We start from the raw sequence: 22,405 nt of genomic DNA on the forward strand, positions 1-22,405 counted from the left end.
GGTTACACAGGTATGTAACTTTTTCACACAAAAAAAGAGCACTTAAAAGTGCTCTTAGGTTTATGCATTTTTAAATTTAATTAATCTTTATTCTCGTTAACTAAAATAACTTTACGATGTGGGAAAGGTATTTCAATGTTGTTTTCATCAAGTGCTTTTTTAATTAACTCTGGCACCGTGTAAAGAATATCGAAGTAATGCTCGCCCTTACAAAAAGGTCTTACTAAAAAGTCTACTGAGCTGTTGTTAAGAGTTTCTACTTCAACAAAAGGAGCTGGATCTTTTAGTATGTGTGGGTGCGCTGCAAGTACGGCATCTATAACTTTACGTACAGCCGTTGTATCTTCACCGTAAGCAACACCAAAATGCATATCCACACCACGAATTGGATGATGTGAATGGTTTATAATTTGCGCGCCCCAAATTTGACTATTTGGAATAATAACCTGTTGGTTATCGAACGTTTGTAAAATAGTAGTAAACATATCTACTTCTGTTACTTTACCAAAACGCCCTGCCGCCTCAATAAAGTCATTCACTTTATAAGGTCTAAAAACAAGCAACATAACGCCTGCGGCAAGGTTCGACATTGCACCTTGTAACGCCAAGCCTATAGCAAGCCCCGCAGCACCTAGCAAAGCAATAATAGAGGCTGTTTGTACACCAAAGCGATTTAACACAGCAATAATAACGAACGCTAATATGATGTAGCGAGCCATGCTGCCTAAAAAGCGAAAAAGCGTATCATCAAGATGAGTGTATTTATGGCATAAGCCAATAATTAAATTGCGTACTTTGCCTGCCAACCATAAGCCCGCAAGTAAAATTGCAATCGCCAGTAATATGTTGGTTGCCCACGTAATTGCAGCGGGTAAATATTGATTAATATCAATGTTGTTTATTATGTCTTCCATTGTTTTTCCTGTTTTAAAAACTTTTAACTGACTTCAATCCATACTAAGCGCAATAGTTTAACAAAAAATTAACTAAAGTACGACTATAGGAGTAATTTAAAACATAAAGAAAGAGCGTTCCCTTAAAACATGTCATCGCTCACGTAAATCTTTCAACACATAATTTTGCTTTACCCCTTGGTTTATAGCTTAAATAATTAAACTTTAACTAGTTCATAAATAAAGTTAATGCCCAATATAAATCTCAGTTAACTCTTTTAATTTTCTAATTATTGCTGGCACTCATCTATAAATTTACCGATAATCTCACCTAAGCGCGCATATATTGGCGAGACAACACAATTGGATGAAATTAAAACAAAGGATTATTATGAAAAAGTACTCAATTTTACTTACAGCGGCAACACTTACTGTACTTGCTGGTTGTTCAACATCTGTTGCAGTAAGAGACTTTGAACAAAACCCTATTCCACAAACATCAACAATTACCAACAGTGAAGCTGACGTAGAAAAAGGCATTCTAAAGGCATGTATTCAGCTTGGTTGGAAGTGTACGCCTATGAGTGAAGGTAAAATAAAAGGTGTACTGGATATTCGCACACACCAATTAACTATCGATATTGCGTATGACAAAACGGCATACTCAATCAACTATAAAGACTCTATTAACTTAAACTACAACGGCAAAAAAATTCACCGCCAATATGTTAATTGGGTATCAAACCTAATACGCCATATAGATGCTGAAATGATTTAGCGGCGCGTTAACCTGCTTTACATATTATAAAAATCACTAAATATGAATAATAAAAGTGGAGAAGTTACCTATAGCTTCTCCATTTTTTAGTTGAGATTTAAACAATAATAATCACTTCAAAAATATCAATAAATTTCAACCAGTTACAATTAAAAAAGCACCAAACCTAACACTATTAGTAAAAGTACTCTCCCGTATTTTCACTCTTTAATGAATGAGTGATTTTTTACTTATCCCCCTTCGTAAAAACATATTTTATATCTTGCTATAACGCAGTTTCGCTCATATAGTCAGCAAATTATCACACCTTTATTTTGAACATCTTTGTTTATGAAATCTTCTGCTCCTGCTAGTGATTTTGGTACCTTATTAGGTTATGCACCTGGTAATGTTGCTGTTTACTCATCTGATTATGATACGGCTGACGAAAGTATTTATCCTAATCGTAGCGCCTATCGTAGTTACCTTGATGGCATTTACATGGGCTATAAATGGCAATGCGTTGAGTTTGCACGTCGATGGATGTATCTCAACCATAGCTATATTTTTGATGATATTGCTATGGCTTACGATATTTTTGAGCTGCGTTCTGTGCGCGATGTAAATAGCCAAAACAGATTGCCACTAAACGCGTTTAAAAATGGTGCTAAATATCATCCTCAAGTAGGTAGTTTACTTATTTGGGAGGAAGGCGGCGAGTTTGAAGAAACAGGCCATGTTGCTGTCGTTGTTGAAGTGCACGAAGATAAAATACGCCTTGCTGAGCAAAATGTAGGACATCAAATATGGCCAACAAATCAAAACTGGTGCCGTGAACTAAAAGCAAAAGTAACTAAAGATGGCGACTATTGGATTGAGTGCTCTTACAGCGACGCCACTATTTTAGGCTGGATGACACAAACTGATGAAACAGAATATGCTGAGCCAACGTCTGAGCTAAACACTGATTTATTTATTATAGAAGCCCATAAAGCAGTAGATACAGGCCAAACAAACAAGTCATGGTTAAATATTGCGAATGACGATGAAGCTGCCTACGTAGAAATGATGCAAGGCCATAAACTTACATCAGTAGCTGAGGATCAACATAATTACTTTGCGATATCTCAAACGGCGCAGCAAAGCATTGAGCATGCAACAAATGAGCTGCATGGCTTATTTATGCATGCAACCGACTATGTACTGCAGCACCCTGAGTTATTAAAAAAGTTTAATTTACCCGATGTTGTGATTAATAAAATTCGCCAATCGTGGGATAACCGCTTAAACCAATTAATTACCAGTCGGTTTGACTTTGCTTTAACAGCAGCAGGTTTAAAAGTTTACGAATACAATTGCGATTCGGCATCGTGTTACATGGAAAGCGGCAAAGTTCAGGGTAAATGGGCAAAACACTTTGGTGTTAAAACAGGTGTAGATGCAGGCCAAAATTTATTTAAAGATCTCGTAAAAGCATGGCGTAAAAGTGAAGTAAAAGGTCTTGTTCATATTCTGCAAGATGATGAACCAGAAGAGCATTACCACGCATTATTTATGAAAGAAGCCATTGAAGCCGCGGGCTTTGAGTGTAAGTTAGTAATTGGCTTAAGCACACTTCGCTGGAATGAATCAGGCAACATAGTAGATGAAGACGGCTCACAGCTGAGCTATGTGTGGAAAACCTGGTCGTGGGAAACCGCACTTGATCAAATTCGTGAAGAATGTGAAGCCGACCAATCATTAGGTGATAACTTTGAACCACAATTCAAAATTGGTGAAACGCCACGCTTAGTCGATGTACTGCTGCGTAAAAACGTGATGGTATTTGAACCGCTGTGGACATTGATCCCAAGTAACAAGGCTATTTTACCAATACTGTGGAGTTTATTCCCTAATCATAAATATTTACTTAATACCGCGTTTGAGCTTAACGACGAGTTATTACAAACCGGTTATGTAGTTAAACCAATAGTAGGACGTTGTGGTGCTAATATTCAACTTGTTGATGAACAGCAGCAAGTTATAGAAAAAACAATGGGGCACTTTGCCGAGCAAGACCAAATATACCAACAACTATTTGCACTGCCCAAAGTAGATGATTACTTTGTACAAATATGTAGTTTTACAGCCGCCGGAAAATACTCTGGTGGTGGCGTACGTGTTGATAAAAGCATGATCATAAACGGCCATAGCGATTGTATGGCACTGCGTATTAAATAAATAATACTAAGCCCGCAATTTTGCTGCGGGCTTAAGTTTGTGTAGACCCCCTTCCCTCTTTTAAGTTTTATAGCTATCTCAAGCGAGTTACTCCTGATAGAGTAAATTTATTAAACACCACAAACTAAGGTATTTCATGGCGAATCAATTTAATGTACTTGGCACACGTTTAAAACTATGTTGCGGTAATGGTGGCTACACACGAGAAGGATTTTGTTATGTACCAGAATCAGATCTTGGCAATCACAGTGTGTGTGCAATTATGACTGACGAGTTTTTACAATTTTCAAAATCACAAGGTAACGACTTAATAAGCCCAAACCCTCTTTACGATTTTGAAGGTTTAAAAGCCGGTGATAAATGGTGCTTGTGTGCGCTAAGATGGCTTCATGCTATTTCAGCAAACGTTGCGCCACCAGTGGTACTTGAAGCTACAAATAAAAAATCATTAGAAATAGTGCCGCTCGATGTTTTAAAAGCGCACGAATATATAGCCAAAGTTTAAATACACTTAAGCGTTATTAAATTAAAGTCTGCAGATTTTACAAATGTATGCAGGCTTTTCAAAAATTCAATCCCCCCTCCAGCCTCTAAAATCTTAAATAAAAACATAACCACATGTTTTTAAATAACTTTTAAAAACAATCAGCTTACGGCATAACAGTTGCTTCATTAAGTTTAAGTCATGCTCATAACGCAACATATTATATGAGCAACACATTACTTAATGTAGGAGAAATTATGAGTAACAATAACGAATCAAACAAAACAACTAAATTTACCGCGCCAGGTATGAGTGACGAATCAGCTCAAAAAACAATAGCTACGCTAGATAACCGCATGGTTGCATTGATAGATTTACAGCTTACTTTAAAGCATATTCACTGGAACGTAGTGGGACCTAACTTTATTGGCGTACATGAAATGATAGACCCACAAGTAGACATTGTGCGCGAAATGACAGATACAATTGCAGAGCGAATTGCGACTCTTGGTGGAGTGCCCGTTGGTACGCCAAAATCAATTGTAGATCGTCGTACATGGAACGAATACTCAGTAGGTAAAGGGTTAGTAACCGAGCATTTAGCCGCACTTGATAAAGTATACAACGGCGTTAATGGCGATCACCGCAAAGCAATTGAGACTCTTTCTGAATTAGATCCGGTGTCTGAAGATATGATCACCAGCCAACTAGCTGACCTAGAGCAATTTCAGTGGTTTATTAGAGCACATTTAGAATCATCTACAGGCGAGCTAAAAAGCTAATATATTTAATCTAAGAAAGCCCAGCATTAATATGCTGGGCTTTTTTTTTTCGCAAAAATCACTCTATTTATAATCATATATAGATATGTATCAGTAAGCTCTAATACAAAATTCATATAAAAACAATAGAAAATTGGTATTACCAAAACAAATAACCAAAATAAAATTGAATGATTTTATACTCCTTACTATTTCGCAAATTTATAAGCCATAGCCAACCTTTAATGAACATCTCATTATTTTAACATCACTTAAAAAACAAACTAAATACGTATAAAAGTACGACATAAAATTTAAAAATAGTACTAAAAAATGTATTTAATAGTACAAATAATATAAAAAACGCCTTTGGTAAACATACTTCAATAAAATTCACTCAAAATATAAAAAATAAAAATACACCATAAGCTATTAAATTTATTAAATATAAGCAAAATAAAAGAACACTTTGTAATACACCTTGTGAATTTTTGGTAAACAAAGGTTGTAATAAAAGCTGAATTGGACTAATTTCAACCATACCACCTGTATGACACACTACAGGGAAATAGCAGTTAAATTGGTTAACCAAACCAAGTAACAACACACACAATGACGTAAGTCGTACCCAAACGGGAGAGATACATGAAACTCAATCAAATTACTTCAACATTAATTAATAAACATAAAAGAAGTAGCTCTACAACAATCAGTGCAGCAGCCCTTTTACTAATGGCTTCTTCAAATATTGCAGCGCAAGAGGCTCCGGCAGCTTCAGAAACGGCAGCTGCAGATATTGAAGTTATTGAAGTAAAAGGCATGCTAGGTAGTATGAAAGCCGCCGCTATGCTTAAGCGTACTGACGGACGTATTGTAGATGCGATTGTTGCTGAAGACATTGGTAAGTTACCTGATAATAATATTGCAGAAGCACTGCAACGTATTACTGGTGTATCTATTAATACCGATTTTGGTGTGGGTGACAGTGTTTCGATTCGTGGCTTACCTCAAAACCGTGTTGAATTAAACGGTCGCTCTACTATTGGTGACTCTCGTGACGGTATTAGCTTACAAGATTACCCATCAAGTTTCTTAAAAACAGTAGAAGTCGTTAAGTCTCCTACTGCCGATATGATTGAAGGTGCATTAGGCGGAACAGTTAGCTTAAAAACAGTTCGCCCATTAGAGCTAGATAAACTAACTGGTGCTGTTTCATTAGATGGTGAGTACGCTGATAAAACAGAAAAAGTAGCACCTATTTTTAGTGGTTCACTTGGTAACAACTGGGACTTTGACGAAATGGGTACCTTTGGTGCCATTGCTATGTTTTCATATCAAGATCGTGAAATTCGTCAAGATGAAACGTCTAGCCGTGTTAAACCTCAAGACATTGATATTAATGGCCAAGAAGGTAATACACCAAGTGGCAACGCTATCGTACGAGACGAGCACAGTGTTGAACAATATGTAGAACAACGTAAACGTACTGCTGTAAATTTATCACTTCAATGGGCACCGCAATCTGGTAATGGCATGGTGTATCTAGATTTAAGTGGCACTAAACGCTCTGGTGAGCAAAGTGGTAACTCTATATTAGGTGTTGCGGGTTCGTTATCAACAGATGCAAATACAACTCAAGATGCTAACGGCGTAAATAATTACACGCTAACAAACGAATTTGGTATCCCTAAAACATACAGTGACTTTCGTGAAACTGACTCGTTTTCAAATGCACTTGGTGCAGAGTGGAACCTTACTGACAGTATAAAAATCTCTGGCGAAATTGCAGTAGCATCATCAGAAAGCGTAAGACCTGATTCTGAATTTACACTTCGCCCAATCGAAAAATCAACATTTGAAGCAAGTGGCGGAACTCAGCTAACAAATCATTTATATGATGGTGCATTTTCTCAAGACGGTAATAAATTACCAAGCATCATTCATTCAGATCCAAATGCATTTACTGACCCACAAAACTTAGCACTACGTACGTTTAAAAGTGAAGATAGAAGAACAGACAATGACGAAACAGCTATTCGTTTTGACGTTGAAATGTTTGAACCTCTCAGCAGCTTAAGCTGGGTATCTAAAGTAAAAGCAGGTGTACGTGTTACTAACCGCGATTACGAATATGAGCAATACAAAGTAGAAATTAAAGACATTTACAAAAATGCATTTAACGACTCAGATGGTTCATTAGCTACTTTATGGGTTGATGACTACAACGCTGCTTTTTCAAATAGCTTCACAACAGTTAGCCACGACAACTCTTTTGACCAATTAGGTCATTCAGGACAAAATGACCTACTAACGTTTTTAAGCTACAACGGTTTATCTAACCCTGCAAATACTTACGCTCAACTTCAGCAGTTACTTGCAGGTACTAACCTAGCGTCAACAGGTAGTCTTTCAGATAACCAAGAGTTCCAAGAAAGCGCATACCGTAACGTAGTTGAAGATACAGCTGCTGTGTACATATCAGCGTACTTAGACTTTGATAACATCACTGCGATTGTGGGTGGTCGTTATGTGACTACAGATTTAGAATCAAGCGTATTTCTTAATGGCGAAAAAGTAACTGGCGACAATGACTACAGCGACTTTTTACCAAGCTTAAACGTTACGTATAACTACTCAGACGAAACATTATTCCGCTTTGCTGCTGCAAAAGTTATGCGCCGCGCTGACTTTAGCGAGCTAAGCCCTGCATTTGACGTTAATAACGACATTACAGGTGCAACGCAAGGCTCTATTGATTTAGAACCATACCGTGCAACGCAATACGACTTATCTGTAGAGCATTACTTTGATGAAGGTAACGTACTATCTTTCGCAGTATTTTATAAAGATGTTGAGTCTTTCTTAAGTAACGAAAGTAGCTGTGTAGCTGCATCAAGCACTTCAACAGGTCAAAACGTAACTCAGTGGAACCAAGTATGTCAGCTTGACGTTGCAGGTGTATCACAAGACAACCTAGTTTACTCAGATGCAACTGACTTCCCAGTAGATGCTGATGGCTTTAACCATGTTGCAGGCTTGCGTGACGCAGGACTAACGGGTATTGATACAGTTAAAAATGTAAACGGTGAAAACGGCTCAGTACAAGGTTTTGAAGTTGGTTATCAACAGTTCTTCACAAGCTTACCTGGTGCATTTTCTGGCTTAGGTGTTAATGCAAACTACACGTATGCAGACAGCGAACAACCAAACGGCAACCCATTATTAGATATTTCTAAAAATACGTACAACTTACAAGTATTTTGGGAATACGAAGGGCTCTCTACTCGTATCGCTTATAACTACCGTGACAGTTTCTTAGATACTGAAAATGAGAAACGCGTAGAAAATATTAACTCAGACGGCAGCATTTCAGCAGAAGGCACTGTTTACGGTAATAACTACCGTGACGACAGAGGCCAGTTAGATTTTTCTGCAAGCTGGGATATTAACGAAAACGTGACCTTAGTAGGTAATGCGACCAACTTAACGGGTGAGCCTTCAATCTACCTATCTGAACTAGGTGGTGCTTGGAAGTACACTGAAGCGGATCGCCGTTACAGCTTTGGTATTCGCGCTAAATTTTAATTTTCCCTAAAAACTAAAGCCTGCTTTTATGCAGGCTTTTTTACGTCTATAAAAAAGTAGCTTTATATTACGTAAAAAACACACCCACCTAGCTATACTTATTTGAACATTAAATTTACTATCAAAGCGTTACTACTATTAACAGGAAAAGTTGAAGTGCTGTCGCGTTTATATAATTTTATGCCGGGTTTAGATACATTGCTGCACTACGAGCGACAATGGTTTGCTGATGATGTAAGAGCGGCGCTATCGGTAGCTGCGGTAGCTTTACCTGTTGCCATTGCTTACGCACAACTAACCGGTGTTAACGCCGCCGTCGGTTTATATTCTTGCATACTGCCAATGATGCTATATGCGCTTTTTGGCACTTCTAAGCAATTAATAGTCGGCCCTGATGCCGCCACCTGCGCCGTTATTGCAGCAGTAGTAACACCTCTTGCTGCAGGTGACAGCTTTAAGCATTGGCAACTTGTTGTCACAATGACCGCTATGACCGGCTTTTGGTGCTTTATAGCCAGTAAATTTAAGTTAGGTGTATTAGCCGACTTTTTATCTAAACCTATTTTAATGGGCTTACTAAACGGCGTGGCTATCACTATTATTGTGGGTCAATTTTCTAAAGTATTTGGTTTTACCTTTGACGAACGCTACCTACTTGAACGCCTAGGTGGTGTACCCACATATCTAGCGCAAACACATGTTCCCACCTTACTAATGGCTTTGTTTACACTGGCGGTTTACTTTGCCATGAAGCGCATAAGGCCCACGTGGCCTGCGTCTATGTTCGCCATAACTTTTGGTGCGCTTTTGGTATGGATTTTTGATTTAAAACAACTTGATATAAAAACCATTGGTACCGTAACTGGCGGGCTTCCCGTTTTTAATACCCCTGTTTTTGATTTAGGGATTATTCGTGAGTTAGTGGTACCCGCACTTAACTTAGCCATCGTGAGCTTTGTAAGTATGATGCTAACTGCCCGCAGCTTTGCCGCTAAAAATGGCTACGACATAGACGCCGATAAAGAATTTAGAGCGCTAGGTATTGCCAATATAGCGTCAGCTCTTTCGCAAGGTTTTGCAGTCAGTGGCGCCGACTCACGCACCGCTGTTAACGATGCAACGGGTGGTAAAACGCAGTTAGTATCAATAATAGCAGCGGCCATTATTGCGCTCATAGCCGTGTTTTTAACAGCCCCACTTGAATTTATTCCAAGCGCAGCGCTAGGTGTTGTACTTATTATTGCCTCTGTTCATTTACTCGATTTAAAAGCGGTTTGGCAATTAAAACGAAAAGATAAACAGGCATTTTATCTCGCCTCAGCCACCTTACTTGCGGTGTTATTTATTGGCGTTATACCAGGGATCACACTTGCTGTATTACTGGGGTTATTTCAATTTATTCGCACTGTAATGCGCCCAACCGACAATATACTCGGCGTAGATGTTAACGGTGTAGTAAGAAGTTTAGACGCCACAGATAAAGCAAAATCGGTGCAAGGCGTGTTTATCTATCGCTTTAATTCACCTTTAACTTACTTTAATGCCAGCTACTTTAAACGCAGATTACTTGAGCAATACGCAAGACAAAAAGACGACACTCAATGTGTAATAATTGACGCTGTACCCTGCTTTACTCACTTAGATTTAAGTGTAATGGCCATGCTTGCCGATCTAGATGTTATATTTAAAAAGCGCGATATAAGGCTTGAACTTGCAGGTAGAAAACGCCAACTCCTTTCATGGTTTGAAATTGCAGGAATGAAGTCGGGAAAAGAAGGTATATATATTCACTCAGACCTATACATCGCCCTAAAAAGAAATAGCGTAAGCCAGCATACAGAGGAAGTTAATTTATTCGTGGCAGATGAAAATAAAGAGGCGCTCACACATCCATAAAATACTAAACAGCAGATCAGCTAGCTGGCTCTGCTGTTTGTATTAAGTACTTTTTATACTTTTGGGTAATTTGAAGGGAAAAACGCTTTTTTAGCGTCTTCATCAAACTCTTTTTTAAATGCTACATCAGTACCAATTACGCGTGCACGTGCAACCGCTGGGCGGCTATCAATGCTTTCAAACCAACGCTTAAGATTTGGGTACGGTGCTAAACCTTCTTCGCCTAATACAACCGGTGCTTTATCAATCCAGCCCCAAGCAGAAACATCAGCAATAGTGTATGTATCACCCACAATAAAGTCACGACCTTCAAGATGTGTATCAAGTACTTCGTAGTGGCGCTGCGCTTCACGTAAATAACGGTTAACCGCGTAATCAAGCCCTTCTGGTGCCATATGTCTAAAGTGAACACTTTGCCCTGAATACGGACCTAAACCAGATGCGATAAACATTAACCACGACAGCATTTCAGCGCGATCGTCGGCCTTACCTTCTAGCTTTCCATATTTTTCAGAAAGGTACATTAAAATAGCATTCGAATCGAACACACGAGTTTCACCATCAACAATTGCTGGCGCCTTAGCGTTTGGATTAATTGCTTTAAATTCAGGTGTATGTTGCTCACCTTTTAAAGTATCAAGAGGAACAAGTTCAAACGGTAAGCCTGTTTCTTCTAAAAAGAGTGCAACCTTCATTGGGTTAGGAGTATGGTGAAAATAAAATTTAATCATGTAAAGTTCCTCAATAATTGAGACATGATTAAAGCACAACTTGAGCGGGTGTTCAAATTAAGTTTTAACTAAGTAAAATATACAGTTAAAACGTGATTTAATTGTAAGCATTTCGTGATACTTCATTAGTGAATATCACTTATGCCAAGGAAAATATCAGCCTTTTCGAGCCATCACATGCTTTTAGAAATTTATAATTCACAAGGTTGCAGAATTTGCCCACCAGCAGAGCTGCTGAGTTTCAAAATTTACAGATGATGTAAAACTATAGACTGGTTTAATCCCTATTAATTCCGATGTTAATTACTGAGAGTGTTCAGTATGGAAAGATCCTTTTTACTTTCGCTGGTTTTATAAAAAACACTTCAAAAAAATAATAAGAGAGTAACAAAATACAGAATCTATTTATTAGCCTGATTTAAATGTTAAAGTTGTCATTATCACTAAATTACTCTTATAGTGAATCTATATAAATATTGAGCAATACTATGATAAAAGCACAAATACCAGTAGACGAAGAATCTAGATTAAAAGCCCTGTATGAGTATGAAATATTAGATACTGAAGCCGAAAAAGTATTTGATGATTTAACTCAACTTGCTTCTGATATTTGTGAAGCCCCCATATCACTTATAAGCTTAGTTGATCCACAAAGGCAGTGGTTTAAATCAAAGTATGGTATCGATGTAGACTCCACCGAAAGAGATATCGCATTTTGCTCTCATACAATACTGCAAGACCAAGTATTTGAAATACAAAACGCTCTACTTGATGAACGTTTTTATGATAACCCTCTAGTAACCAGCGATCCAAACATTCGGTTTTATGCGGGCACACCGCTAGTTACACCTAGTGGCAGCACAATTGGTACATTATGTGTTATCAGCGACCAGCCAAAAAAGCTAACTCAAACACAAATTAACGCACTGAAAATACTTGGCAAAGAAGTTATCGCACAACTTGAGCTCAGGTTAAACAACAGAAAGCTGGCCACTGCATTAAAACAACAACAAATACATAATAAAAATCTTGAAGAACTAAAAAAAGAAGCTGATACAGCTAACACTCTAAAAGGTCGATTTTTAGCAAATATGTCACACGAGCTAAGAACTCCGCTGCACGGCATTTTAAATTTAGCTGAGTTTGGACTGGCAGAGACTTCAAATATAGAAAAAGATAACGCCTTAAAAAGTATTTTAAGCTCCGCGAATATACTATCAAATATTGTAAATGACATTTTAGACTTTTCAAAAATTGAAGCGGGTAAATTAAATATTGAGAATATTAACTTTAACCTGAGCGAAGTCATTAACAATGTAATTAATCCACTAATGAAACAAGCCACAGATAAAGGAATAAAATTTATTCCATCTATAGATAAAAATATCGCTACAACCTTAAAAGGCGATCCTGTCAGAATTTCACAAATTTTAAATAACTTATGCTCAAATGCGATTAAATTTACACAACAAGGCCAGGTAGAGTTTAAAGTCACTGTAAAAGAGAACTCCTTAAACACGCAAAATATTGTATTTGAAATAATCGATACAGGTATTGGTATTAGTAAAGCTGCACAGCAAAATTTATTTAAAGAGTTTCATCAGGCTGATTCGTCTACATCTAGAAAGTACGGGGGCACGGGCCTTGGCCTCTCCATTTGCACCAAGCTAAGTGATTTAATGAATGGCAAAATCAACTTCACGAGTAAAGAAGATAAAGGTTCTGTATTTACTTACCAACAAAGCTTTGAAACATCAGAACTCGATGAATTATTAAAACCAAATAAAGAAATAACCGATTTACAAGGGTGTACTATTTTGGTTGCCGAAGACAATAAAGTAAATCAAGTTGTCGTAAGTAAAATGCTACAAGCCCATAATGCGAAAGTAATATTTACCGAAAATGGCAAAGAATGCGTTGATTACTTTTTTGCCAACCATGTTGATTTGATTTTTATGGACATTCAAATGCCAGTGATGGATGGAGTGCAAGCCACTAAAATAATTAGAGCGCAACAAACAGGTAAAACAACGCCAATTATTGCCATGACAGCCAACACCATGAAACAAGATATTGAACACTATTTAGATATTGGTATGGATGGCTATTTAACGAAGCCATTTAATAAAGAGCATTTAAATAGCTTGCTCAATGTCTATAATCCAAAAAACTCAAATCTCAAAAATTTAGCAGTTAAAGTTAGTAACCCAAACATTACGAGTGAACGTAAGCTAAAACAGATATGCAATGAGCTAAAAAAGTTAATTCCAAATGCCGACAGAGTCAGTCTCTGGTTATTTAATCACGACTATACTGCCATTAATAGCTTAATTTGCCTTGATGAAAAAAATGAAATAGTAAGTAATGCAGTTTTAAAAGCTGAAGACTTTCCTGCATACTTTGACTATATTTTAGATCATAAAGTATTAGACGCATCAGATGCGAGAAACCACGAAATCACTAAAAACTTCACCAAAGTTTATTTTGAACCATCAAACATTTACTCCTTGCTTGATTACATCTACTTTATTGATAACAAGCCACTAGGTGTTATTTGTTGTGAAAGTGTTGGCTCAAAAATTTCATGGAGCCATGCAGATAAACTGTCACTAATTAAAGTAGCTGATGTAACAACCTTGTTTTTATCCAAGCGGCTGAAATCATAGTAGCTACTTAATATATATAAAATGGGAGGAGTGCCTAATTACTTAAACTATTTAACTAAGCGGCATATGCCACCAAGGTTATGCGCGTTTATTGATTTAACAAAAAGTTTGAATGTATATGGGTAACTAAAGCGAAGCGTTGAGTTTACTTTTTAGCTGTGCAATATTAACTGGCTATAAACTAAAAATAATACTTATAAATTAAAGTAAATAACCGCTTAAATGAAGCACAGGGATCGCTAAGCCTATCTACAGGTTTGGTATAAAAACTAAAAAGGATGAATATGATTAAGCCATTTTACGCTAGCTGTTTGTTAGCCCTCTCGCTATTAACACCCTGCCTTGTAAAAGCAAATCCGACAGCCTCGCAATATCAGGAAATTCTTAACGATAACCTTACTGAAAACGAGCCTGGGGTATCGGTAATTATAAGTAAAAATGGCAAAGTACTTTTTAAAGGAACGCGCGGGCTTGCCAACCTTGAGCATAACATTCCACTTAATGAGCAAAGCGTTTTGCGTTTAGGTTCTATTTCAAAACAATTTACTGCAGCTGCAATTATGATGTTGCAAGAGCAAGGTAAGCTAGCGGTTACCGATGATATTCATAAGTATGTTGCAAGCTTTCCAACAGAGGGCAACCTCGTCACAATCGAAAACTTATTAACCCACACCTCAGGCATCGCCAACTACACAGATGACGACGATCTCTTTGATAAAGAAATACAAGTCCCCACCAGCGTTGACGATGCACTAGCGCGATTTGCCAAACACCCAATGGTGTTTAAACCCGGCGAAGCGATGGCTTATTCAAATACCGGTTATTCACTGCTTGGTAAAATAATTGAAGTAGCAAGTGGCCAGTCTTACAAAGACTTTATTGAACAACACATATTTAAAAAGCTAAAAATGAACCAGAGTAGTTATGAAGGGCAAGAACTTGTTACCCATCGCGCATCTGGCTATGAGCAAACAGAGCAAGGATTTATCAACACCAGCTACATTAATATGGATTGGCCATATGCCGCAGGTGCGCTTATATCTACTCCAACCGACTTAAACATTTGGTTTAGTGCGTTATCGTCTGGCAAGCTTATTAGTAAAGCAGGTTATGAGAAGATGGTAAGCCCTTTTAAACTCAACGACGGCAGCTTTTCATCCTATGGTTACGGATTAATTATTAAGCCCTTGAATGAATACACCGTAATTAAACACACTGGCGGAATAAATGGCTTTTTAGCACATGCACGCTATATTCCAGAGCAAAAGCTATATGTTGCAGTACTGGCTAATTCAAACCACATAAACCCTATTTTTATCAACGAAAAATTCACAGCCAGAGCACTAGGTATTGCACTACCCGAGTTTAAAAAAGCAGAGGTAACAGAGCAGCAATTAGCGCCCGTATTGGGTGATTACCGTATTGATGAAAACACCTTACGCAGCCTAATTTTTGAAAATGACGTTTTGTATTCAAAGCGCACTGGTGGCGATAAAACAAAACTTATTACCATGTCTAAAAATAGCTTTTACTACCCTAATTCAAACAATTACTTAGTAATAGAAAAAAACAGCCAAGGCCAATTAGTAATGAAGTATTTTAGTGGATTATCAACAACGCCTACTGAGGCGATTAAGATTTAGCTTTATAAGCCTCCCAAAAAACAATGCCCGCAGCTTTCTCTACTTATAAGCTCGGGTATTTTTATTTTGAATCCTCGTTAACGCAACAATAAATTATAAAATTAGTATGTGATGTGTAAAAGGTAATAAATATGTTACTTTTTATATGCTAATTTTATACTTAACCTCTTTAAAATAATTTACAAACCGAAAATAAGGAATAAGCATGCTTTTTCACCCTCACGGTAAATCCTATATTTTCGCCCCTTTGCTCATTATTTTGCTATCTGCTTGTACTTCAAACCCAGCTTTAATGCCTACACCCAATTTATATGTAAGTACGCCTTATTCAGAAGCCCAAGTACCTAAAAACCTACATACTACAAGTATGGAATTACTCTATGTTACAGACCGAGCAATTTCTGAAAAAGAGGGGGTTATGTATAACGCAAGTCGCTCGCCATCAATTGCGTACGGTGTAGCAAAAGTAAATTTTGGCGATAAATCTTTGCAGTGGAGTGAGTTATTAAAGCAAAGTAGTCTTAAAAATCGCTCCGCAAATTTGACTTACGTAATGGAGAAAGCGGATGAATTAGGTCGCTTTCCTTTATCGCCTTATAAATTTAGACGCGTAAAAAACAAACTCCAAATTGACGAAGATATTTTAGAACGCAAAATTTTTCACGAAACCCAGTTAAACAAAAACATTAATCAGCGTTTAAAAAACAGTAATAATAAAGACGTTATTTTGTTTGTGCATGGCTTTAATAATACCTTTAACGAATCGGTATTTACTCTTGCTGGTATTTGGCATTTTTTAAACCGACAAGGCGTACCTATTGTTTACTCTTGGCCTGCTGCCGCCACAGGATTAACCGGCTATTTTGAAGATAAAGAGTCTGGTCAATTTACTATTTTTCATTTAAAAGAAACCTTACGACTACTTTTTAAAAATCCTGAAATAGAAAATATTCATATTATTGCGCATAGCCGTGGCACAGATGTAGTAACCACAACACTTAGAGAACTTATAATTGAAAACAGAGCCAGTGGCGGAAATCCCCGAGAAGACCTGCGTATTGAAAACTTAATTTTAGCTGCTCCCGATCTTGATTTTGGTATTATTAAGCAAAGGCTAATGGCTGAGCAATTTGGGCCCGCATTTGGAAAAATCACTATTTACACCTCTCAAGAAGATAGCGCATTGGGTATTTCACAATGGCTAACAAACAGCTTAAGTTTTGGTAGGTTAAACACAAAAGATGTAAACATAAACGAGCAAGACATATTTACCTCAGTAGGTAACGTAAGCCTAATTAAAGTGCCTAAATCTGGCAGCTTAATAGGTCATGATTACTTTCATAGTGATCCGGCGGTAAGTTCTGATCTCATTAATTTGATATTACATAAAGCATCGCCAGGCTCTAAAAAACGACCGCTGCAAAAACTCGAAAATAACTTTTGGTCGCTTGATTCAAATTACCTAATTAAAAACGAATAGTAGTTAGCACACAAAAAATAAAATTATTGCTGGCTTAATAACCACTCTTTTGGCGCTTGCCCTGTTTTTTTTCTAAATACACGGGCAAGTGCAGAGCCATTTTCGTACCCAACCTGATTAGCCACTAAATCCATATTTTGATTTTTTAAAATAAGCTTTTTAGCAACCGATAAACGCCAATCAGCTAAATAATCAGCTGGTGTTTGCTCAATTACTCGCTTAAACGTATCGGCAAATTTAGAACGCGACATACCACACTCCTCAGCCATAGCGCTAAGCGACCAACTTTGCTCTGGAGTTTGGTGTATTTTTATTAATACTTTAGCCAACTGAGGGTGAGTAAGCCCAGCCATCATCCCGCTTTTAATTGTGCCTTCTTCTAGTACTTTTCGCAGCACACTAATTAAAAACACATCGCATAAGCGATCTATAATTAAATGCTTACCGCTGGCGTCTTTAAATGCTTCTTCAAAAATCCAAAAAGCGCTTTGCTCTAACAATCCATCACCTGTTAATTCATAATTTAAACAAAAAGGGAGAGCCTGTAATAAAGGGCTATGCCCACCGCTTTGATAGCTAATTTGTGCGCACACTAAATCAGCACCGTCGCTTTTATCCGAAAACAAACAGTGCCCTGTAGAGTGAGGAAAAAAGATAACCGAAGGCTTAGACAAAACTACTTCAAAGCCATTATTACTACGCACTTTTAACGTACCAGAACGTAATAAATGTAAATGCCCAACACCTTGATCCTCACTAAAATCGCTCGTACCACACATATTGCCGCTAAAAAACACATTCGCATTAAGTGAAAAATGACTCAGCACACTCGAAAGTACGTCCATAAACGCTCCTGTGGATTATTGGTATGAAAATATAGACTAATAGACGCATATTAACCAAATAATAACGATAAAGTACAGTTGAGTTTTAAACAAACAAACCTATTTAATTTTTCTTTGGAGATACACATGAAATTTTCGACACTCACTAAATCAGCTTTTTTTGCAGCATCAGTCCTTGCAAGTTCACTAAGCTTTGCAGCAGACATAGACGCAAATGCCGACGTTAACGACATTGCAATTAGTGGTTACGATACCGTTGCTTACTTTACCCAAAACAAAGCGGTAACAGGCAGCTCTGAATATACTGCAACACATAAAAATGCCATTTATAAGTTCAGCTCAGCTAAGCACCGCGACTTATTTAGAGCTAACCCAGAAAAGTACGCACCACAATTTGGTGGCTTTTGTGCGTTTGGTGTATCAATGGAGAAAAAGTTTGACGTAGATCCAGAGGCTTTCAAAATTGTTGAAAACAAACTTTATTTAAATCTTGATAAATCGGTTCAAAAACAATGGCTAAAAGACGTACCTGGCTTTATTACTTCAGCCGACTCAAACTGGTTTGACATAAAAGACAAAACAGCAAAAGAGCTTTAATAAACAAAGTTTCATTTAAATATAATATTGTGAGGCTGCTTTAGCTTACACCAGCAGCCTTAAATTTAGTGCGTTGTTCATTATTAGCAGTAAGAGAGTCTTATGTTGAAATCGTTGTTAGTTATTATAAGTGTTACCTTTTTATCGTTTAGTACATTGGCTGATCAAGCCTCTGATAAAGTAGCGATAAAAGCCGCAGTAAACGACTACTTTCAAGGTCAAGGGGAGGCGAGTAAAGCGCGTTTATTTCGCGCATTTGCAGCAGAGCACGCAACAATGGTTGGCGTAGTAAAAAACGACGACGGTAAAGAAGTTATTAAGTCGTATAAAGACATGACCAGTGTACTTAACCAATGGGCATCAAACAAAAATCCAGCAGGTGGAAACCTCGATGGTGAAGTTATCAGTATGAACATTGTTGACGACCGTTTAGCTGTTGTTTTATTTCGCTCTACTAACCGCTTTTACGATGCACTAACATTAGCTAAACTAGATAATGAATGGAAAATAGTCGCTAAAGCTTATATTTTGCAATAACTATTAAACCAATAATCGCTGTTATAAAATTTTAACCTGTTTATTTGACCATTAACGTGGCTAAACTATTACTTTGATTTATTTAACAGCGCTTTTAAATCGGCAAACGGAGAATGGGTTGCAGCCTCTACCTTTCGCTCTGTAGTCGACCCGCCATACATAATATGTTCGTGGTATTTATTGTGCTCATTATCGTGGCAATAAATACACAATAGCTCCCAGTTACTGCCATCTTCAGGGTTATTACTGTGATTATGATCAACATGATGCACCGTTAACTCACGCAAATTAGAGTACTCAAACTCACGAGCACAACGCCCGCATACCCAAGGATATAATCTTAAGGCTTTTATTCTATAACCTTCCTCTTGCTTCACATAAGCCTGAGGTACTGCGTTATTATTACTCATAGTATTCCTGGTAAATTCACTATTTCGGTGCTCAATACTAAAAAAACTTAATTACTGACAAATCACCAAAAGAAGTATCTATATGCCGGCCTGTTTGCTCCCATGCACGAAGTACAACCATAAGTTTTTTATTGTCAGAAGTCCAAGACATTCCACCGCCGTATGCTTCAACTTTTTCACCGCCAGAATCTTTTAACCCCAGCCCAGGGTCTGTATTTCGAATATTTCCCTTACCTACTTTGTATTCAGCAAATACGTGAACATTATGCGGTAACGAAAATGATAAAAGCGAGCCAATACTCGCTCCATACGAATTAGAAATTAACTTAGTGACCTTTGGTGCAGACGAATTTAAAAAATCAGCCTGAAATACAATATTATCTTTATTCTCAAGGGATACATGCTTGAAAGACCACGCGCCAACAATACTTAACGACAAATCAAATTTGTTACTTAGCTTTGGCCTATTAAGAAAAAAATGCTCAAACAAAGACTCTTTATTGTTGAAGGTATAAAAATTGTGTTGGCCAGATAGCTCAAACTTGGTTGAACGTGTATTTTGCGAGAAAATTTGATCCGTTTGATTGCCGCTTAAATTGCTAGCCGTGCTTTGCAGTCCTTCAAGCGTTTGATAGTTAAAAGTGATTTTAGAATTTTTAAACTTTCTATATGAAAGCAGTATATCTTGTGTTTTTGTTTCAACATCATCTTCAAAAATATCGGCAGAGTAGCCAATTTCAATGTCGTTAATATCAAAAAACACACCCACACGTTGGTTGTTTATGGGCTCTAACGAAAACAGTGTTTTTTGATTACTCCCAGCCAAGTCGTCGTATATTAACGCGTGACTAGTGTTAGGGTTTGAAATAGTTGTTCGTACCGACTTTAAGTCAAAGTCGAAAGCCAATACAGCACCAGATTGAAATGCAGCTAAAACAGCAAAGCTCACAATAACCAAGTAATTGCGATTCATTAAAAACACTCAAAAGTTAATTTGTATTAGAGTAGCGTTTTTTTCACCTTAAATTATCACAAAAGGTTAACAATTGATAAAAACTTTAAATAATGCGCTTTATGCCATTTTTGGGGTGCTTTCAAGGTCAAACTCACTTACATGCTTAATTAGCTCCGGAAAGAACGCTAAAAACACGGCTTCTAATTCATCGTAGTTACGCGCTATATCCTCAGCTGCCCCCGCAAAGTTATTAGTAAAACGAATGCGGTTAGCAATATTATCAAGTGCTACTCCTATTCCCTCAACGGTTTCGTACTCTTTAAACCAATCGTTTTTAGTCATACTTGTTACAACATGCTGCATGCGCGGCGGCATAACAGGTATGCGATTATTCAAAAGCTGATAGCTGGTGTACTTAAAATCACTTAAAGGTTGCTTGCTAAATCGCTGCCAATGCAAAATTAAAAAATGATCAAACACCACATCAATAGCCACGCCAGCAAAACGTTTTCGCTCAGGTGAAAAGTACTGCTTGGCATGTTTAACTGCGCGGTGGGAGTCTGTAAATTTATCGACTAAATAGTGGTTATCGAGCCCGTTCTTAACCGTATTTGGTAAGTGAACTATATGCCTTTTTCCACCAAAGTCACCCAACAAGTTTCCAAAGTGAGAATCGGCTGTGGGCTGCGCTAAATAAAGATGAGCTAAATAATTCAAAGTGTTCTCTGGCTTGGCTAATACAAACAAATAATAACGTAAATTTAAACTAAACTCACATTCGTGTTTAAAGCAGTACTTATGGTTTTGCTTACCAATTTTACTCAAACACGCCGTAAAGTATTGTTTAAACGGGTAAATAGAAAAGTGATTAATCACTGGCTCTATAAAAAAGCCACTACAATAAGCTGTAGCGGCTTTTTAATGCTTTAGCTTTGTTAGTTTGATCAAAACTAGTTACTCGACTTAACCCAATTTCCATTATCATTTTTACTGTAGCTATTTTTAACCGCAGACCAAGCCACTTTGTGCGCAGTGGTTTCGCGGTCGTCGTCGTTTTTTCTATCGCTTGGGTCCTTGTAGGTATCCCACGCACTATTAAACGCCTCTTGATATATCTCTTGGGCATGTTTAGGTAAGTTACTTTTTACCGACTCAGGTAGTTCGTCACGGTTTTTATATGGCATAGCTTTCTCCTTATATTTACTCAATTACGCCACAAGCAACACGGCTACCACCGCCACCTAATGGCTTTGGCTCATCTGCATAGTTGTCACTTCCTTCGTGAATCATCACTGCGTGTTGTTTAAGTTGTTCAAGCGTGAGCCTTGGCGCTAAAACAGGCGATTTAGCTTGGCCACTTTCATTTACATACAACGCCGGTAAATCACCTAAATGACCGTTAGCCCAAGGATAATCATGATGCTCGCTAGCTTTTGGATCGAAATGCCCACCAGCGCCACCACCAGGCACTACCTCATCGCCTTTTTTCTTGGGTTCACAACTAGCAAATTGATGAACATGAAAGCCATGCTGCCCAGGCGTTAAACCTTTTAAGTTTGGTGAAAAAACAACGCCGTGATCATTTTCTGTTAGTGTAATAGTGCCTAGTAATTGCCCCTGCCCTGACTTAGTAACTTGGTGCATTTCAACGTTTACATTAGCCATTGCACTATTTTGTAGTAACGCGCTGGTAAATAATATTGCAAAAGCAGGTTTTAAAACGCGGTTTAAACTTCTTTTAGCTTTTGAATCAAACTGCAAATAATTCATCATCATCTCCTGGTTTAGTATCAAATTAATAAAACAATATCGCTAAATTAAGCGACTATTAAATAAGTAGTTTCAATGTCTATACCAGTCCTATGTTCAAACATACATTTATGTATTTTTTAGTCGCAATTTATTGATTAAAATAACTTTAACTAAATAGCCATTTAATTAATGA

19 protein-coding genes are annotated in these 22,405 nt (G+C 37.5%); 11 read left to right on the plus strand and 8 right to left on the minus strand.

All coding sequences use genetic code 11. From position 1 onward, the window contains the following. Positions 1–80: 80 nt before the first annotated feature. Entirely contained in the window at positions 81–914 is an 834-nt protein-coding gene (locus GQR38_RS04615; RefSeq protein ID WP_165721105.1) for a mechanosensitive ion channel domain-containing protein, read from the minus strand. 370 nt (positions 915–1,284) lie between these two features. On the opposite strand from GQR38_RS04615, the gene GQR38_RS04620 reads away from it, so the two are divergent. From GQR38_RS04620 to GQR38_RS04645, 6 genes are all read left to right on the plus strand, one after another. Beyond that, complete coding sequence (locus GQR38_RS04620; protein WP_024593322.1) at positions 1,285–1,671, plus strand: hypothetical protein; 387 nt, start codon at positions 1,285–1,287, stop codon at positions 1,669–1,671. Between the two features lie 330 nt (positions 1,672–2,001). Then, a complete protein-coding gene (gene gss, locus GQR38_RS04625; RefSeq protein WP_165721106.1) occupies positions 2,002–3,870 on the plus strand; it encodes a bifunctional glutathionylspermidine amidase/synthase in 1,869 nt (622 codons plus the stop codon). Between the two features lie 136 nt (positions 3,871–4,006). Further along, positions 4,007–4,375 (plus strand): DUF2237 domain-containing protein, encoded by a 369-nt coding sequence (locus GQR38_RS04630; protein WP_121953954.1) that lies wholly within the window; start codon positions 4,007–4,009, stop codon positions 4,373–4,375. Between the two features lie 236 nt (positions 4,376–4,611). Then, entirely contained in the window at positions 4,612–5,136 is a 525-nt protein-coding gene (gene dps / locus GQR38_RS04635; RefSeq protein WP_010553097.1) for a DNA starvation/stationary phase protection protein Dps, read from the plus strand. Positions 5,137–5,760: 624 nt separating this feature from the next. Then, complete coding sequence (locus GQR38_RS04640) at positions 5,761–8,700, plus strand: TonB-dependent receptor (protein WP_165721107.1); 2,940 nt, start codon at positions 5,761–5,763, stop codon at positions 8,698–8,700. Between the two features lie 156 nt (positions 8,701–8,856). Beyond that, positions 8,857–10,596, plus strand: coding sequence for a SulP family inorganic anion transporter (locus GQR38_RS04645; RefSeq protein ID WP_165721256.1), 1,740 nt, complete (start codon positions 8,857–8,859; stop codon positions 10,594–10,596). Between the two features lie 53 nt (positions 10,597–10,649). On the opposite strand, the gene GQR38_RS04650 is transcribed toward GQR38_RS04645, so the two are convergent. Further along, complete coding sequence (locus GQR38_RS04650; RefSeq protein ID WP_165721108.1) at positions 10,650–11,327, minus strand: glutathione S-transferase family protein; 678 nt, start codon at positions 11,325–11,327, stop codon at positions 10,650–10,652. Between the two features lie 488 nt (positions 11,328–11,815). Here GQR38_RS04650 and GQR38_RS04655 point away from each other — a divergent pair, with 488 nt between their 5' ends. From GQR38_RS04655 to GQR38_RS04665, 3 genes are all read left to right on the plus strand, one after another. Continuing rightward, on the plus strand, positions 11,816–13,993 hold the full coding sequence (locus GQR38_RS04655; protein ID WP_165721109.1) for a response regulator: 2,178 nt from the start codon (positions 11,816–11,818) through the stop codon (positions 13,991–13,993). A gap of 284 nt (positions 13,994–14,277) precedes the next feature. Next, a complete protein-coding gene (locus GQR38_RS04660; protein WP_024590246.1) occupies positions 14,278–15,636 on the plus strand; it encodes a serine hydrolase domain-containing protein in 1,359 nt (452 codons plus the stop codon). 205 nt (positions 15,637–15,841) lie between these two features. After that, entirely contained in the window at positions 15,842–17,116 is a 1,275-nt protein-coding gene (locus GQR38_RS04665) for an alpha/beta hydrolase (protein WP_165721110.1), read from the plus strand. Between the two features lie 23 nt (positions 17,117–17,139). Here the strand turns inward: GQR38_RS04665 and GQR38_RS04670 are convergent, their stop codons facing one another. Continuing rightward, entirely contained in the window at positions 17,140–17,961 is an 822-nt protein-coding gene (locus tag GQR38_RS04670) for an AraC family transcriptional regulator (RefSeq protein ID WP_165721111.1), read from the minus strand. A 126-nt stretch (positions 17,962–18,087) separates the two neighbouring features. Here GQR38_RS04670 and GQR38_RS04675 point away from each other — a divergent pair, with 126 nt between their 5' ends. Both GQR38_RS04675 and GQR38_RS04680 read left to right on the plus strand, forming a co-directional pair. Further along, positions 18,088–18,558 carry a YHS domain-containing (seleno)protein gene (locus GQR38_RS04675; protein ID WP_008165251.1) on the plus strand — a complete coding sequence of 157 codons (471 nt, stop codon included), beginning with the start codon at positions 18,088–18,090 and terminating at the stop codon, positions 18,556–18,558. A 102-nt stretch (positions 18,559–18,660) separates the two neighbouring features. After that, complete coding sequence (locus GQR38_RS04680; RefSeq protein ID WP_165721112.1) at positions 18,661–19,095, plus strand: nuclear transport factor 2 family protein; 435 nt, start codon at positions 18,661–18,663, stop codon at positions 19,093–19,095. Positions 19,096–19,163: 68 nt separating this feature from the next. Here GQR38_RS04680 and GQR38_RS04685 read toward each other — a convergent pair whose 3' ends face one another. From GQR38_RS04685 to sodC, 5 genes are all read right to left on the minus strand, one after another. Next, positions 19,164–19,505: a YajD family HNH nuclease gene (locus GQR38_RS04685; RefSeq protein ID WP_024599512.1), complete on the minus strand. Its 342-nt coding sequence runs from the start codon at positions 19,503–19,505 to the stop codon at positions 19,164–19,166. A 37-nt stretch (positions 19,506–19,542) separates the two neighbouring features. After that, a complete protein-coding gene (locus tag GQR38_RS04690; RefSeq protein WP_165721113.1) occupies positions 19,543–20,478 on the minus strand; it encodes a hypothetical protein in 936 nt (311 codons plus the stop codon). A 99-nt stretch (positions 20,479–20,577) separates the two neighbouring features. Continuing rightward, the gene (locus GQR38_RS04695; RefSeq protein WP_165721257.1) at positions 20,578–21,177 is read right to left on the minus strand and encodes an acyl carrier protein phosphodiesterase; all 600 of its coding nucleotides are present in this window, start codon (positions 21,175–21,177) and stop codon (positions 20,578–20,580) included. Between the two features lie 233 nt (positions 21,178–21,410). Next, on the minus strand, positions 21,411–21,644 hold the full coding sequence (locus GQR38_RS04700; protein WP_039485228.1) for a ChaB family protein: 234 nt from the start codon (positions 21,642–21,644) through the stop codon (positions 21,411–21,413). A 16-nt stretch (positions 21,645–21,660) separates the two neighbouring features. Continuing rightward, the gene (gene sodC, locus GQR38_RS04705) at positions 21,661–22,230 is read right to left on the minus strand and encodes a superoxide dismutase family protein (RefSeq protein WP_206006039.1); all 570 of its coding nucleotides are present in this window, start codon (positions 22,228–22,230) and stop codon (positions 21,661–21,663) included. Positions 22,231–22,405 lie beyond the last annotated feature (175 nt).

Origin of the sequence: Pseudoalteromonas sp. c7(2019) (assembly GCF_011378625.1) — a bacterium.
GTDB lineage: Bacteria > Pseudomonadota > Gammaproteobacteria > Enterobacterales > Alteromonadaceae > Pseudoalteromonas > Pseudoalteromonas arctica.

Coding starts and splice junctions, on each gene's coding strand:
- GQR38_RS04615 (WP_165721105.1), bottom strand. CDS start 914: ATGGAAGACATAATAAACAACATTGATATTAATCAATATTTACCCGCT.
- GQR38_RS04620 (WP_024593322.1), top strand. CDS start 1,285: ATGAAAAAGTACTCAATTTTACTTACAGCGGCAACACTTACTGTACTT.
- gss (WP_165721106.1), top strand. CDS start 2,002: ATGAAATCTTCTGCTCCTGCTAGTGATTTTGGTACCTTATTAGGTTAT.
- GQR38_RS04630 (WP_121953954.1), top strand. CDS start 4,007: ATGGCGAATCAATTTAATGTACTTGGCACACGTTTAAAACTATGTTGC.
- dps (WP_010553097.1), top strand. CDS start 4,612: ATGAGTAACAATAACGAATCAAACAAAACAACTAAATTTACCGCGCCA.
- GQR38_RS04640 (WP_165721107.1), top strand. CDS start 5,761: ATGAAACTCAATCAAATTACTTCAACATTAATTAATAAACATAAAAGA.
- GQR38_RS04650 (WP_165721108.1), bottom strand. CDS start 11,327: ATGATTAAATTTTATTTTCACCATACTCCTAACCCAATGAAGGTTGCA.
- GQR38_RS04655 (WP_165721109.1), top strand. CDS start 11,816: ATGATAAAAGCACAAATACCAGTAGACGAAGAATCTAGATTAAAAGCC.
- GQR38_RS04660 (WP_024590246.1), top strand. CDS start 14,278: ATGATTAAGCCATTTTACGCTAGCTGTTTGTTAGCCCTCTCGCTATTA.
- GQR38_RS04665 (WP_165721110.1), top strand. CDS start 15,842: ATGCTTTTTCACCCTCACGGTAAATCCTATATTTTCGCCCCTTTGCTC.
- GQR38_RS04670 (WP_165721111.1), bottom strand. CDS start 17,961: ATGGACGTACTTTCGAGTGTGCTGAGTCATTTTTCACTTAATGCGAAT.
- GQR38_RS04675 (WP_008165251.1), top strand. CDS start 18,088: ATGAAATTTTCGACACTCACTAAATCAGCTTTTTTTGCAGCATCAGTC.
- GQR38_RS04680 (WP_165721112.1), top strand. CDS start 18,661: ATGTTGAAATCGTTGTTAGTTATTATAAGTGTTACCTTTTTATCGTTT.
- GQR38_RS04685 (WP_024599512.1), bottom strand. CDS start 19,505: ATGAGTAATAATAACGCAGTACCTCAGGCTTATGTGAAGCAAGAGGAA.
- GQR38_RS04690 (WP_165721113.1), bottom strand. CDS start 20,478: ATGAATCGCAATTACTTGGTTATTGTGAGCTTTGCTGTTTTAGCTGCA.
- GQR38_RS04700 (WP_039485228.1), bottom strand. CDS start 21,644: ATGCCATATAAAAACCGTGACGAACTACCTGAGTCGGTAAAAAGTAAC.
- sodC (WP_206006039.1), bottom strand. CDS start 22,230: ATGAATTATTTGCAGTTTGATTCAAAAGCTAAAAGAAGTTTAAACCGC.